We start from the raw sequence: 13,319 nt of genomic DNA on the forward strand, positions 1-13,319 counted from the left end.
GCAGGTGTTTGCCCACCGGGGTGGAGCCAGTGAACGAGACTTTGCGCACTCGGGGGTCGGTGGTGAGCACTTCACCCACGGCCGCGGGTTTGGAAGCGGTGACCACGTTGATGGTGCCCGCGGGCAGGCCCGCTTCCAGTGCCAGATACGCGGCGGCCAGCGCAGTAAGCGGCGTCGCTTCCGCAGGTTTAATCACTACGGTGCAGCCCGCGGCCAGGGCCGGGGCGCACTTGCGGGTGATCATTGCCAGCGGGAAGTTCCAGGGGGTAATTGCCGCGACCACGCCGACCGGCTCGCGCAGTACCAGCAGGCGCTTATCCGCGCCGTGGCTTGGCAGGGTTTCCCCGGCCATGCGCTTGGCTTCTTCGGCGAAGAACTCGATAAACGAGGTGCCGTAGGTGACTTCGCCTTTGGCTTCCGCCAGCGGCTTGCCCTGCTCTAGGGTCATCAGGCGAGCTAGGTCATCGGCGTGCTCATTGATCAACTCAAACCAGCGGCGCAGCAGGGCCGAACGCTGCTTCACGGGGGTGGCGCGCCAGGCAGCACCGGCGTTGTAGGCGGCGGCCACGGCGTCACGAGCATCGTCGGCGCCCATCTCGGCCACACGGGCAATGGTCTCACCGGTAGCGGGGTTATCCACCGCAAAGGTTTGTTGGCCTGTCCGCCACTCATCGCCAATCAAGCTAGGGACGGCATCGTGCAACCACTGTTCGATAAAGCTCATATTGTTCTCCTGAGTAGCGCTGTAGAGTGGCAACTTAGCATTGGAATGGAAATAGACGTATGCGCCACTTTTAAGTTTGACCAGACCACTTTTATACTTTGCAAAACTCAGGCAAAAAGAAACGATTGGGCGCTCACGAAAGGGTGCCTACTATCCGATACAAATTAGAGGGCATTGCGGAATGGAAAAAACAAAAATATTGCAGCAGCTGGAGAACCTCTACCTCCGACAGCCCGCCGCGCTAAGCAAGCAAGTACGCGTTGAGCAAGCGCTGAGGCAGGCTGTTACACAGAAATGGACAACGTCTACTCGCCTACCTGGGCACAGAGCGTTTGCTGAGACACTGAATATCTCCAGGCATACACTCGCAAGGGCAATTCACACATTAATTAAAGAGGGGCTCATGGTAACCCACCATGGGAAGGGTACCTGGTCGAGCCATCTTGCTTCTGAAATCACCTCTGAAACACCAGAGCCTCGACTTTCCTCACGGGCTCGGCGAGTCCTCGAAGCCCCCGGGGCTGGCATGGTACAAAATGGCTCCTTCGTACCTGGTATTCCTGATATAACTAAGTTCCCGATTCGTAAATGGCGGCAACTGTACGCTAATGTGACAGTGCCACAGAATGCCCTATTGCTCTCCTATTCTACGGGCGGTTATGGCCCCCTAAAGAGAGCAATTCGCGATTTTTTACAGCGCTGGCGAAACATTAATTGTGACACTGAACAAATCATTATTACCGACGGTACTCATAATGGGATTCAGCTTTGCGCCATGGCCCTTGCCGATGCTGGAGATACAGTGGCGATAGAATCGCCCTGCTACTGGGGTGCACAAAAAGTGTTTACTTCCTCAAACCTAGAACTTGAAATGATTCCGTGGATGCCTGGCAAAGGCCATGTTCTTCCCGAATCACCCAAACCTATTCAGCTAGCCTATTTGATGGGAGGGCATCATTACCCACTTAGTGTCCCCACCTGCATAAAGGATAAACGACGCTTATGCCAAGCACTGAACCCAGCCTATATTATTGAAGATGACTACGAGTTCAGTCAGGAGGATCACATCAACCTTCTCTTTGATGCTCGATCTGATCGCCATATATTAGCGGGATCTTTTTCTAAAATGATATTTCCTGGTTTACGCCTAGGATATCTGGTGGTTCCAAAACACCTCTCCTCCCCTATCAACCAATTACGAAGTGAGCTTTTTCGAGAGGGGCGAATGCTTGATCAGGCAGTATTGGCCGAATTTATGTCTAATGGTGATTTGGATGCTTGGTGCCGACGCATACAAAGGGAATATTTGGGGCGCCAACAAGTCGTTCACGACCATCTAGAGACTTTGCCTAACGTGCGTTATATCTCTCCCCCAAGTCATGCCATCGGTATATGTATTGAGTTTGAACACCCGGTTGAAGATGTGGCCATTGCCAAGTCACTTCTTAGAGAACACTTGGTGGTACGTCCACTAAGCACCGTATGTGCTGGTAAAGACCAGCGTTCAGGGCTTGTCATGGGCGTTGGGATGCTATCTGGCGAAACACTAAAAGACGAAGTTAATCGTTTATGCCGCCACCTCAAAATATTACTTTCACCCTGAATTAAAAATACATTGATCCGCTTTTCTATTAGGTTATCAACATCAAACTATTCATCGCATTAATATCGTGGGAATCACCAACTCACTTCATTTCAAACCCTTTCTCAACGAGAAATGCTTGCATATGCGAACGCAGTTTTTGATTAAAAAGTGGTGCTAAATTCTGAGACCAGTTCGACATTTTATTACCGCCCTTCCGAGCCTGATAATAGTGGTACATTGTTAGATTGAAAGCATTCACATACTCTGTATCGTCGCTATAATTGTTCTCTTTCAACACAGCCTCAACCGGTAACCGCGGTTTAATATCAGGATCGTGTGCAGGGTAACCAATACACATACCAAAAACAGGATATACATGTTGAGGTAAACTTAGCATATCGCTCACAGCTTGAGGATTATTGCGTATCCCTCCTATATAGCAGATTCCTAGTCCTTTTGACTCCGCTGCGATCGCAATATTTTGCGCTACAAGTGAAACATCTACCGTAGCAACCAAAAGCTGCTCGGTCATACCGCTAACGGCGTTTTCTCCAGTGCTTTTGGCCGCCTCCAGTGGTCGTTTCATATCGGCGCAAAAGACTAAAAAATCACTACTGCTCGCCACGTACTTTTGGCCACCTGTCAGCTCAACCAATTGATTGCGCAGTTCTTTATTGGTGACATGTATTATGCTATAGGCCTGTATATGACTAGAGGTGGCTGCCGCCTGCCCTGAACAAACCAGCTCCCTTAACAGACTCTTAGGAATATCGCGTTCTTCGAATTTTCGAATTGAACGATGAGATTGTAACAATTTGATTGTGTCGTTCATTATCTAATTCCTATCCAAGACCAGATTTTAATATTGTTGAGACTTACAGCTTGCTCTCAAACTCTGGCAGGATCTCGAACAGATCCCCCACCAGGCCGTAATCGGCCACCTGAAAGATCGGTGCCTCGTCGTCTTTATTGATCGCGACGATCACCTTGGAGTCCTTCATGCCGGCCAGGTGCTGGATGGCACCGGAAATACCCACGGCGATATACAGATCCGGGGCGACGATCTTACCGGTCTGGCCGACCTGCATGTCGTTGGGTACAAAGCCTGCGTCTACCGCGGCGCGGGAAGCACCGATGGCGGCACCCAGCTTGTCAGCAATGCCGTCGAGTAGCTTGAAGTTCTCACCGTTGCCCATACCGCGACCACCGGAGATCACCACCTTAGCACCGCCCAGCTCGGGACGATCCGATGCCGCCAGCTCTTCTTTCACAAAGCTAGACTGGCTGTTTTCCACCACTACGTCGACGGCTTCCACCGTCGCGCTGCCGCTGGTGCCGACCGCATCAAAGCCGGTGGTACGCACGGTGATGACCTTGAGGGCATCGTCGCTTTTCACCGTCGAGATGGCGTTACCGGCGTAGATGGGACGCTTGAAGGTGTCGGCGCTGTCCACGGCAATCACGTCCGACAGCTGGCTGACGTCTTTTAGCGCGGCTAAACGCGGCAGCACGTTTTTGCCGGTGGTGGAGGCGCTGGCCAGCACGTGGGTGTAGCCATCGGCCAGTTCGACCAGCAGCGCGCCCATAGGCTCGGCGAGCTGGTGGGCGTAAACGGGGTTATCCGCGACGCGGACTTTGCTTACGCCGTCGAGTTTGGCGGCGGCTTCGGCGGCGGCTTGAACGCCTTCTCCGGCCACCAGAACGTCAATATCGCCACCGATGGCTTGGGTGGCCGCCACGACATGGGCGGTGGCGCCGGCCAGTTGGCCTTCGTGTAGATCCGCAAGTACCAGAATGCTCATGGCATCAACTCCTTTCAAAGCGCTTGTAGCAAAGTACTGGTGGTAAAGAACCGACCTTAAAGGACTTTGGCTTCGTTTTTCAGTTTGTCGATCAGCTCGTCTACCGAGGCGACTTTGACTCCGCCTTTGCGTTCTGCCGGGGATTCCACTTTCACTAGGCTGACCCTGGAAGCAACCTCGACGCCGTAATCAGCGGGGGATTTCACATCCAGCGGCTTTTTCTTGGCCTTCATGATGTCGGGGAGCTTGGCGTAGCGCGGCTCGTTGAGGCGCAGATCGGTGGTGACGATCGCGGGCAACGTCAGGGCGATGGTCTGCAGGCCGCCGTCGATTTCACGCGTCACATTAACCTTGTCGCCGTCGGCCGCTACTTCAGAAGCAAACGTGCCTTGGGGCAGGCCGGTCAGCGCGGCGAGCATTTGGCCGGTCTGGTTGTTGTCGGTGTCGATGGCCTGCTTGCCAAGGATGACCATGCCCGGCTGCTCATCTTCGACCACTTTGGCCAACAGCTTGGCCACGGCCAACGATTCGACGCGTTCGTCGGTTTCGATATGAATGGCGCGATCGGCGCCCAGCGCCAGCGCGGTGCGCAGCTGCTCTTGAGCGGCTTTGGGCCCGACCGTGACGGCGACGACTTCCGTGGCTACGCCCTTCTCTTTAAGGCGTACCGCTTCTTCCACGGCAATTTCGCAGAAGGGGTTCATGGCCATTTTGACGTTGGTAAGGTCGACGTCAGAGTGATCCGCTTTAACGCGGATTTTGACGTTGTAGTCGATGACGCGCTTCACAGCGACGAGGATTTTCATAGATTTTATCCAATGCGTTTAATGTAGATATCAAGCAATCGGTAGTTGCGCCTCCGAGCCAGAGACTTGGTGACGGCGAAAGCTACCCGAGGCTGTGGCAATGAGTTGATCATTAGCAAACAGCTGGGCTTCAGCAAAAAAGACACGTCGACCACCACCTAATAAGCGTCCTTTTGCCAATAACACTCCTTCACGTGCCTTAGCCAAATACTGAATTGAAAGCGATAACGTCGCAGCACGGTGTTCTAACTTGCCATTTTCAGGACAAAAACCGGTATAGCCACAGGCGACATCTAGCAACGTGGCAATAACACCACCATGGAGGCTATCTTGGGTATTGGTATGACGCGCTGCAATTTCCAACTCCCAGGTACAGTGCTCCGGATACCATTCAACTAGTTGAGCGCCAAGCATGTCGATAAATGGGTTATGTAGTACGTTCAAATCCATGGAGTGCCTTGTATTAGTTATTGGCGCGTGCCAAAACAGCCCTAGCCCTAGATAAAACCGGCGCATCTACCATTTGGCCTTCAAACTGGAAGGCACCTCCTCGCACCTTGGCTTCTTCAAGAATGCATCGCGCCCAATGAAGAGTTTTATCATCCGGCGTAAAGGCATTATGAATGGCTAATACCTGCTTAGGGTGAATGCTCAACATGCCAGAAAACCCCATTTCTACGGCTTTTTTGGCTGCAATTTCTACTTTGCTAAGGTCATTAATTTCAGGAGTAACACTTTCAATGGGAGATGGAAGTGAATGCGCGCGAGATTGCAAAATTAATTGGTGACGACAGTGATCTAATACGGTTTCAGCCCCAGAGCTACCTGGCTCTAAATTTAAATCAACCGCCATATCTAGCGCACCGAACACTAGGCGCTCTACGCCCGTTGAGGCCGCAATTTTGGGCAAAGAGATTAACCCTTGCGCAGTTTCAATCAATGGCCATATTGGTTTGCCGCTAGCACTTGCCCTAGCAATCTGTTCCGGCGTTTCTGTTTTGGGAAGCATAACGCCCGTAATGGCGGGAAACTTAGTACAGAGTGCCAAATCCTGCTGAAAGTCTTGTTCTTCGTTGCCAACCTCTGCGTTGATTCGAACAATGAAAGACACCCCAGGTGTGGAATTTAAATACTGCTCCAGCGCTTTACGTGCAGTCGCTTTTTCTTCTAACGCAACGGCATCTTCCAAATCTACAACGACGATGTCCGCACCGCTTGCCAGTGCTTTAGCAATACGATCTGTCCTTGTGCCGGGAACAAAGAGCAAGGAGCGTTGTTGACCCTGTCGCATGGCTATCCCCCTATTAGATAACGCCGCTGGTTTTAAAAGACGCAATGCTTTCCAGTCCATATCCAAGCTGAGCAAGAATTTCAGAGTTATGCTCCCCCAGTTCAGGCACGGGGTTCATTTTAGGTTGAAAAGCACTACTTCTTCCTGGGGGCAACAACGCAGGTAGATTTCCTGAGGGGCTATGCACGCCTACCCAACGCTGACGTGCCTCAAGTTGAGGGTGTTGCCAAACGCCTTGCATATCATTGACATGAGCATTAGCAATACTTGCATCCTCCAATCGCGCTATCACTTCATCGGCAGAGAGATGCGAAAATGCTTGGATAATCAGGGCCCTTAGCTCGTCACGATTGGCCGAACGACGGGAGTTAGTGTTAAAACGCTCATCACTTGCAAGGGCAGCATTTTTCATCACAACTTCGCAGAAGGAGTACCATTCTCGCTCGTTTTGAAGTCCCAACATGACTGCCTGCCCGTCCCCTGCTGGAAAAGGTCCGTAAGGATAAATCGTGGCATGTGAGGCACCAGCACGGGGAGGTGGCTCGGCGCCTTGATAAGCGTAATACATCGGATAACCCATCCACTCCACAAGACTCTCCAGCATAGAAATATCTATATGGCTGCCTTTACCGGTGCGATCGCGCAGTATGATTGCAGAGAGAATATGGGTATAGGCATACATGCCCGCGGCAATATCTGCGATGGAACACCCTGCTTTGGCCATGCCATCACCGCCTGGTTGGCCTGTAGTAGAAAGGAAACCCGCCTCACTTTGAATCAATAAATCATAGGCTTTCTTTTGCTTATAAGGGCCATCAGCGCCGTAACCCGAAATATCGCAAACAATTAAACGCGGGAATCGTTCTTGTAATGCTTCAAATGAGAGCCCGAGCCGTGCCGCTGCTCCCGGCGCTAGGTTCTGAACCAACACATCAGCGTCAGTTAGTAAGCGTTCAAGAATTTCATCCGCTTCGGCTGATTTCACGTTAAGGGTAAGACTCTGTTTGGAACGGTTTGTCCAAACGAAGTGAGAGGCCAGACCATCCACACGTTCATCATAATTGCGGGCAAAATCACCTATTTCAGGGCGTTCCACTTTAATTACACGTGCACCCAAATCCGCCAACTGACGTGTACAAAAAGGTGCGGCAATTGCATGTTCCAGACTAACTACCGTTATGCCATCAAGAGGGCGGGGGGAATCTTGCAAGTTCATATTATTATCCTTTCATCGATTTCCTACGAAAAGCCAAAAGGCACATTCAGCATCGCGTTATGCATGAGTGAGAAGCATGGGTAATGAGTCGAGTTCTCTCAATCCCCACGAAAACGCGACTAATTGTTTGCTTTCGCTTTCATCGACTGCCCCTGAAAAGCCCACTAAACGCCGGAATTTATGTTCAAGCTCCGTTCGTGAAAGTGTGTTTTCTGGGTCTCCTTTAGGGTCACGCACCGTCGCTTGATGAACCTGCCCATTCTGCGTTGTCACCTCGACTTTACCGATCCATTTACTCGGATATGCCTCATTGACTTCAGGATCTAAGCGCATAGTGACTAAACGACGAAATACAGCTACCTCTTCATCTTTCAGCGCGTGCGTTTGAAACTCTTCTAGTCCAGCTTTCCCATGTACCGCGATTAAGCCCAGAACGGTACCCATAGAAAATTTAGCCTGATGGACAGTACTAGGCTCGTTCACTGGGCCAAGTACATCAATGGCAGCCTGATGAACGGGCGTAACGACGGCGGCAATATCGCTGTGATTCAACCCTTCCCGCTTCATAACAGCTAAGAGCGCATCGGCAGCAGGATGGGTATGACGACAAGAGGCATGAAATTTAAAAGAAGTTTCTATTAACGCCCATCGTTTACCTAACTGATCAGCCAGACACACTGGATCAGCATCCTGAGACATACCCGCAGCCATTCCCTGTTTACCATCTAGGATACGTTGGGCGCCCGTTAACCCGTCTGCAGTCATGTAGGCCGCAAGCAGACCATCAGCCGCTGCTTTTGCTGTATGCAGCTGTTTAGAATCTGCACCATCACGTAAAAATTCCCATAACCCTGCGGCTTGTGTTCCTGCACTACCTAATGCATGCATGAAATCATCAGATGAAAAGCCCAACAGCTTACCAACACCCACAGCCGCCGCTAATGTGCCAACGGTTCCTGTGGTATGGAAGATGGTATAGTGAGATCGCCCTAAGCTTTCCCCAATACGAATACCCGCCTCATAACCAGCTACTGCTGCGACAATTAACTCACGACCCGATTTACCTTCTGCCTGTGCCGCTGCTAGCACCGCCGGAAACACAACCGTTCCAGGGTGTAAAACCGAGGAGTTATGCAAATCATCTTGCTCGACGACATGCGACGCCGCAGCATTAACAAAGGCTGCAAAGTAAGGCGATGTAGAGGTCCTGAGCGTCAATATTTCGCTTTTACCAGCATGTGGCCCCATAAGCAGTGCAAAGCGTTCGAAGATAGGAATGGGAGCGTAATCTTTTCCTGCTAATGCGGAGCCAAGCCAATCGAGGAATAATTCTTCGCAACGATCAAGCACAGCGTCGGGGATATCTTCATAGCGAAGTTCTGCAAGAAACTCCGCGAGTGCTCTTGTTGTATTTGTCATCACTACCTCCAATCAGTTAAAACGAGCGCGGCAAATCGAGCAGATGTTCGGCAACGTAAGAAAGAATTAAGTTGGTCGAAATTGGTGCTACTTGATACAAGCGTGTCTCTCGGAATTTACGCTCAACGTCATATTCCGCCGCAAAACCAAACCCGCCATGCGTTTGTAGGCATACATTGGCCGCTTTCCAAGATGCTTCAGCTGCCAAATATTTCGCCATATTGGCACTGGCACCAACGGGTTGACCGCTGTCGTACTCAGAGCAGGCACGCCAACGCATCAAATCTGCAGCTTCTACATCAATATGTGCCTCTGCAATGGGGAACTGCACCCCCTGATTCTTACCAATAGGGCGGCCAAAGACTTCACGGTCACGGGCGTAATTGCTCGCCTTCTGGATAAACCAACGACCATCACCAATACACTCCGCTGCGATTAATGCTCGCTCAGCATTAAGGCCATCCAGGATGTAGCGAAAGCCCATTCCTTCTTCGCCAATCAAGTTGTCAGCAGGGATTTCTAAGTTATCGAAAAATAGTTCATTGGTTTCATGATTCACCATGTTGGCTATCGGCTGAACGCTCAGCCCATTACCAATTGCCTGATGGAGATCGACCAGAAAAATCGACATCCCCAACGATTTACGCTCCACCTGATCCAACGGTGTGGTGCGTGCAAGCAAGATCATCAAATCAGAGTGCTGAACACGTGAAATCCAGACTTTCTGCCCATTGATGACGTACTTGTCTCCTTTTCGAACGGCGGTGGTCTTAATTTTGGTGGTATCAGTACCGGTGGTCGGTTCAGTAACAGCCATCGACTGTAGACGTAACTCACCAGCGGCTATTTTCGGCAGGTACTCACGTTTTTGCATCTCACTACCATGACGCAATAAAGTGAACATGTTGTACATCTGACCATGAACTGTGCCCGAGTTGCCGCCACAGCGGTTAACCTCTTCGAGAATGACTGACGCCTCTGTTAAACCAAGACCAGAGCCTCCATACTCCTCAGGAATCATTGCGGCTAACCAGCCAGCTTCCGTTAAAGCATCAACAAACTCCTCAGGAAATGCTTTCCGCTCATCGATACCACGCCAATAAGAGTCATCGAAGTTTGCGCAAAGAGACCGCACACCATCACGTATTGCTTCCATTGATTCATTGTCATGATTAAACATTATATTGACTCCTTATATTCAATTTCAGCTTGATGCGCTGGGCCTTTATCATTAAAAGCCCAGGCAGTGCAGTGCTGTTCACTGGGATAGTGACCACCAATGTGAAAAGGGGTATCGGCAATCAAAGGGCGCAAACCACGGTAGGAGAAGTTCTTCGGTGTGCGCTGAGGGTATTGTTTGATAAAGCTGTGTAATATCAATGTAGCGATCATTGGGCCATGCACTACCAAACCGGGGTACCCCTCCTGCTCTGTGGCATAAGGGTGGTCGTAATGTATTCGGTGACCATTGAAGGTGACGGCGGAGTAGCGGAAGAGCATGACGGGGGTGGGGTGAATTGTCTCGTTCCAAGTAAATGCTGGTAATGGTGAGTCATTTTCTAACTTAGGAGGACTAGGCTCGCGGTATACGATATCTTGTTCTTCACTCAGACAAAGCTCTCCATCCTGAAAATACTGATGCTCGACAGTAACGAACAGTAGGGAGCCGGTTTTGCCTTGCTTTTCCTTAACCGCTTTGATGGTTGAGATACATTTAGCCAACTTACCTACGATCAATGGCTGAAGAAAGCAGACACGCCCACCTGCCCACATACGATTTCTGCCCTCGGCAGGAGGCAAAAAAATTCCACGTGCTGGGTGCCCATCTTTTCCCAGGTAAGTTTCAATAAGGGGTTCTTGAAAAAATGCCCAATGCCAAAGGTGAGGTAATGGCTGTCCTTCGTGCGGGCAACCTTCACCAAAAATGATGGCAATGCGCTTAGTTAGCTGAGCTGATATCACATCATGGCGGAGTTCTTGCTTCCCTATCCATTGGCTAAAATCTTGGGGAGAAGTGTGAAATATGGCTTGGGCCATGGCTGCCTCTCATTTCTATTGTTGTTTAAACATGAAGCAAGCATGAAGGAAGGTCAGGGGTGGCTGGAATTTCAAAAACAATAACGGGGCATTCACCCATCATTAACTCAAAAAAATAAAGCAATGATTTCAATAAATTAGACATCATCAATGTTTGACATAAACAAATAAAAACTAATGAATGATCTTAGTTGGCGATTCTTAACTCTCAATTAAAGCCTCACATCCCCCTTAGACAAAAGTCTTGTTAAACAAAGCCAAAAGGGGGGGTTGGAAATTCCAACTTCACCTTCTCCACCAGCTGTTGCAGTCTGCACATGAAGCTCAACCAGTGAGCTAGCAACCCATGAGTCGTCACACATTGGCGATTAACAACAAGACAGCTAAAGGGTTAGACATGAAAAACATTTTATTAACAACTACCGCTCTTACACTCGCAATCGCCTCAATGAATAGCTGGGCGAACGAACAAACTGACTGGCCTAACAGCATGACGGTAGGCACGGCAAGCCAGGGGGGGACTTACTACATTTATGGTTCCGGCTGGGCAAACCTAGTTAACCAAAAGCTCGATACCCGTATAGGTGCTGAAATAACTGGCGGTCCTGTGCAGAACATCAGCATGGTCCAGATGGGTGAACATGACTTTGGCATGGTCACTATGGGTCCGGCGGTGGACGCCCTAGAAGGCAACAGTGAGCTACTTCCTGACAATACGCATGCTGATGTGCGCGCTATGTTCCCTATGTATCAAACAGCACTCCACATTGTTAGCCTAGAAAATTCCGACATTGAATCGGTGGCTGACCTTGATGGCAAACGCGTAGGTGTAGGGCCTGCGGGCGGCACCAATGATGAGTATCATCCGCGGCTTTTTGAAGCTCTAGGGTATGATGTCGAGACTCTTCAAGGTGGTGCTTCCGATCAAGCAGGCCAATTACAAGATAATTTAATTGATGCCTTTGCTTTCGGGGCCGGTATGCCGATAGCTTCTTTCAGTCAATTGGAAGCACAAGCAGACGTTAATATTTTCAGTTATAGCGAGGAGGAAATTGAGCAGATTTTAGAGGAGTTCCCAGCCCTTTCTCACTCTGTGGTGCCGGGAGGAACATACAATTCTGTCGATGAAGATATTCCAACAGTCTCTTTATGGAACTTCGCAATTACTCATAAGGATATGCCGGATACACTCGTTTACGAGATTGTTGATACCATTATGAGTAACCATGAGCAGATGCTCCAAGTACATGGCGCCGCTGCAGAAACACTTCCAGAAAACATATCTTACAACAACTCTATTCCCTTTCACCCAGGTGCCGTTAAGTGGTTTGAAGAGAATGGCTATGACATTCCCGAAGACTTAAAGGGCTGATTTAACGCATAATTAAGTTAATGGTTTGCTGTCGAAAATGGCAGCAAACCATCGCGTCATAGCAGTTTAATGTCTTCCTGAACTACCATTTCAAATCTTTAAACCATCACTTATAGAGTGCCACACAGGGTGCCATGATGAGCAAAGACACCAACACTGCTTCCACAGCAGAAGGCAGTACTGCTTCCGGTGCTATCAATGCCGCTAGCGTAGATGAAATTCAGCCCGCTAATAATGAACGGCTGCTTAGTGGCGCTTCTGCCTCAATCATTTTTATTATATGCGTAGGATACATTGGCTTTCACCTTTATGCCCTAAATATACAGCCAGTTGAAACCTGGACATATCGTATTATTCACGTTTCCTTTGGCTTGATGATCGGCTTTTTATTACTTGGAGCTACAAGCCGGTTTAATGATGACAAACCACAAAGCATTGTGGCAAAGTTCTTCGGCATTGCGTCGATCATCCTATCTGGGTATGCGTTAGCGCTTGTTGTATTACTCTGGCTACAACCACAAGATGAAGGAACTACTGGTCCTCTAGCATTTATTCAGAGCCAACTTGGTTTAGTCTCATTTTTGGCTCTCGCTATATCGCTTTTTACAAGTTACTGCATAAAAAGCAATCGTAAACGTCTGAACATGTCAGACCTTTCGCTCGGATTTATAGCCCTTGCCGTTGCTGGGTATCTTATTTTATCGCTCTCCCGCTGGCGGCTGATGGCTGGTACATCGATGGTAGGCGATTTAGATTTTTATATGTCTACTATCGGGGTAGTACTTATTTTAGAACTCACCCGCCGTGTTGCTGGAATGGCGTTAGTAATAATTACAGGTGTATTTATTCTGTATGCATTTATAGGCCCATGGTTGCCAGGAATTTTCGAACATCGTGGCTACAGCCCTGCTCGCTTCTTTACCTACCTCTATACTGACAATGGGGTCTTAGCCTGGATTTCTCATAGTACCTCAGCCAGTACCGCACTCAGGCTGTAACACCGCTAAACACCTACTGGCTCGACTTACATCGGCTACTTTTTAACCACTTTCCGGCGTTCAGACACA

At 49.6% G+C, this 13,319-nt stretch carries 13 protein-coding genes and 1 pseudogene; 4 read left to right on the top strand and 10 right to left on the bottom strand.

The genetic code is table 11. The features are described from left to right. The coding region (locus tag HUO07_RS20845; protein WP_176305060.1) for an aldehyde dehydrogenase family protein at positions 1–724 on the bottom strand (724 nt) is incomplete at its 3' end. 181 nt (positions 725–905) lie between these two features. Here HUO07_RS20845 and HUO07_RS21945 point away from each other — a divergent pair. Further along, positions 906–1,142: pseudogene (locus HUO07_RS21945) on the top strand (GntR family transcriptional regulator); the annotation flags it as partial. Between the two features lie 108 nt (positions 1,143–1,250). After that, positions 1,251–2,327 carry an aminotransferase-like domain-containing protein gene (locus HUO07_RS20850; RefSeq protein ID WP_246286941.1) on the top strand — a complete coding sequence of 359 codons (1,077 nt, stop codon included), beginning with the start codon at positions 1,251–1,253 and terminating at the stop codon, positions 2,325–2,327. Positions 2,328–2,409: 82 nt separating this feature from the next. On the opposite strand, the gene nfsA is transcribed toward HUO07_RS20850, so the two are convergent. Genes nfsA through HUO07_RS20895 form a run of 9 tightly spaced genes read right to left on the bottom strand, consistent with a single transcriptional unit; the run spans position 2,410 to position 10,880 of the window. After that, positions 2,410–3,141, bottom strand: coding sequence for an oxygen-insensitive NADPH nitroreductase (gene nfsA / locus HUO07_RS20855; RefSeq protein ID WP_176305062.1), 732 nt, complete (start codon positions 3,139–3,141; stop codon positions 2,410–2,412). Positions 3,142–3,184: 43 nt separating this feature from the next. Continuing rightward, a complete protein-coding gene (locus HUO07_RS20860) occupies positions 3,185–4,111 on the bottom strand; it encodes an electron transfer flavoprotein subunit alpha/FixB family protein (protein ID WP_176305063.1) in 927 nt (308 codons plus the stop codon). A gap of 56 nt (positions 4,112–4,167) precedes the next feature. Beyond that, positions 4,168–4,917, bottom strand: a complete 750-nt coding sequence (locus HUO07_RS20865; protein ID WP_176305064.1) for an electron transfer flavoprotein subunit beta/FixA family protein — start codon at positions 4,915–4,917, stop codon at positions 4,168–4,170. 30 nt (positions 4,918–4,947) lie between these two features. Continuing rightward, complete coding sequence (locus HUO07_RS20870) at positions 4,948–5,367, bottom strand: PaaI family thioesterase (RefSeq protein ID WP_176305065.1); 420 nt, start codon at positions 5,365–5,367, stop codon at positions 4,948–4,950. Between the two features lie 13 nt (positions 5,368–5,380). Further along, positions 5,381–6,208, bottom strand: coding sequence for an HpcH/HpaI aldolase/citrate lyase family protein (locus HUO07_RS20875; RefSeq protein ID WP_176305066.1), 828 nt, complete (start codon positions 6,206–6,208; stop codon positions 5,381–5,383). Between the two features lie 13 nt (positions 6,209–6,221). Continuing rightward, positions 6,222–7,424: a CaiB/BaiF CoA transferase family protein gene (locus HUO07_RS20880; protein WP_176305067.1), complete on the bottom strand. Its 1,203-nt coding sequence runs from the start codon at positions 7,422–7,424 to the stop codon at positions 6,222–6,224. Between the two features lie 57 nt (positions 7,425–7,481). Then, positions 7,482–8,843 (bottom strand): MmgE/PrpD family protein, encoded by a 1,362-nt coding sequence (locus HUO07_RS20885; protein WP_176305068.1) that lies wholly within the window; start codon positions 8,841–8,843, stop codon positions 7,482–7,484. A gap of 16 nt (positions 8,844–8,859) precedes the next feature. Then, on the bottom strand, positions 8,860–10,023 hold the full coding sequence (locus HUO07_RS20890; RefSeq protein WP_176305069.1) for an acyl-CoA dehydrogenase family protein: 1,164 nt from the start codon (positions 10,021–10,023) through the stop codon (positions 8,860–8,862). Then, positions 10,023–10,880, bottom strand: coding sequence for an HTD2 family dehydratase (locus HUO07_RS20895; RefSeq protein WP_176305070.1), 858 nt, complete (start codon positions 10,878–10,880; stop codon positions 10,023–10,025). Before HUO07_RS20895 ends, HUO07_RS20890 begins: the two co-directional genes overlap by 1 nt. 346 nt (positions 10,881–11,226) lie before the next feature. Between HUO07_RS20895 and HUO07_RS20900 the strand changes: the two genes are divergently transcribed. Next, positions 11,227–12,252, top strand: a complete 1,026-nt coding sequence (locus HUO07_RS20900; protein WP_235976203.1) for a TAXI family TRAP transporter solute-binding subunit — start codon at positions 11,227–11,229, stop codon at positions 12,250–12,252. A gap of 137 nt (positions 12,253–12,389) precedes the next feature. Next, a complete protein-coding gene (locus tag HUO07_RS20905; protein WP_176305071.1) occupies positions 12,390–13,250 on the top strand; it encodes a hypothetical protein in 861 nt (286 codons plus the stop codon). Positions 13,251–13,319 lie beyond the last annotated feature (69 nt).

The sequence above is a fragment of the Vreelandella maris genome, assembly GCF_013371085.1.
GTDB classification, from domain to species: Bacteria; Pseudomonadota; Gammaproteobacteria; order Pseudomonadales; family Halomonadaceae; genus Vreelandella; species Vreelandella maris.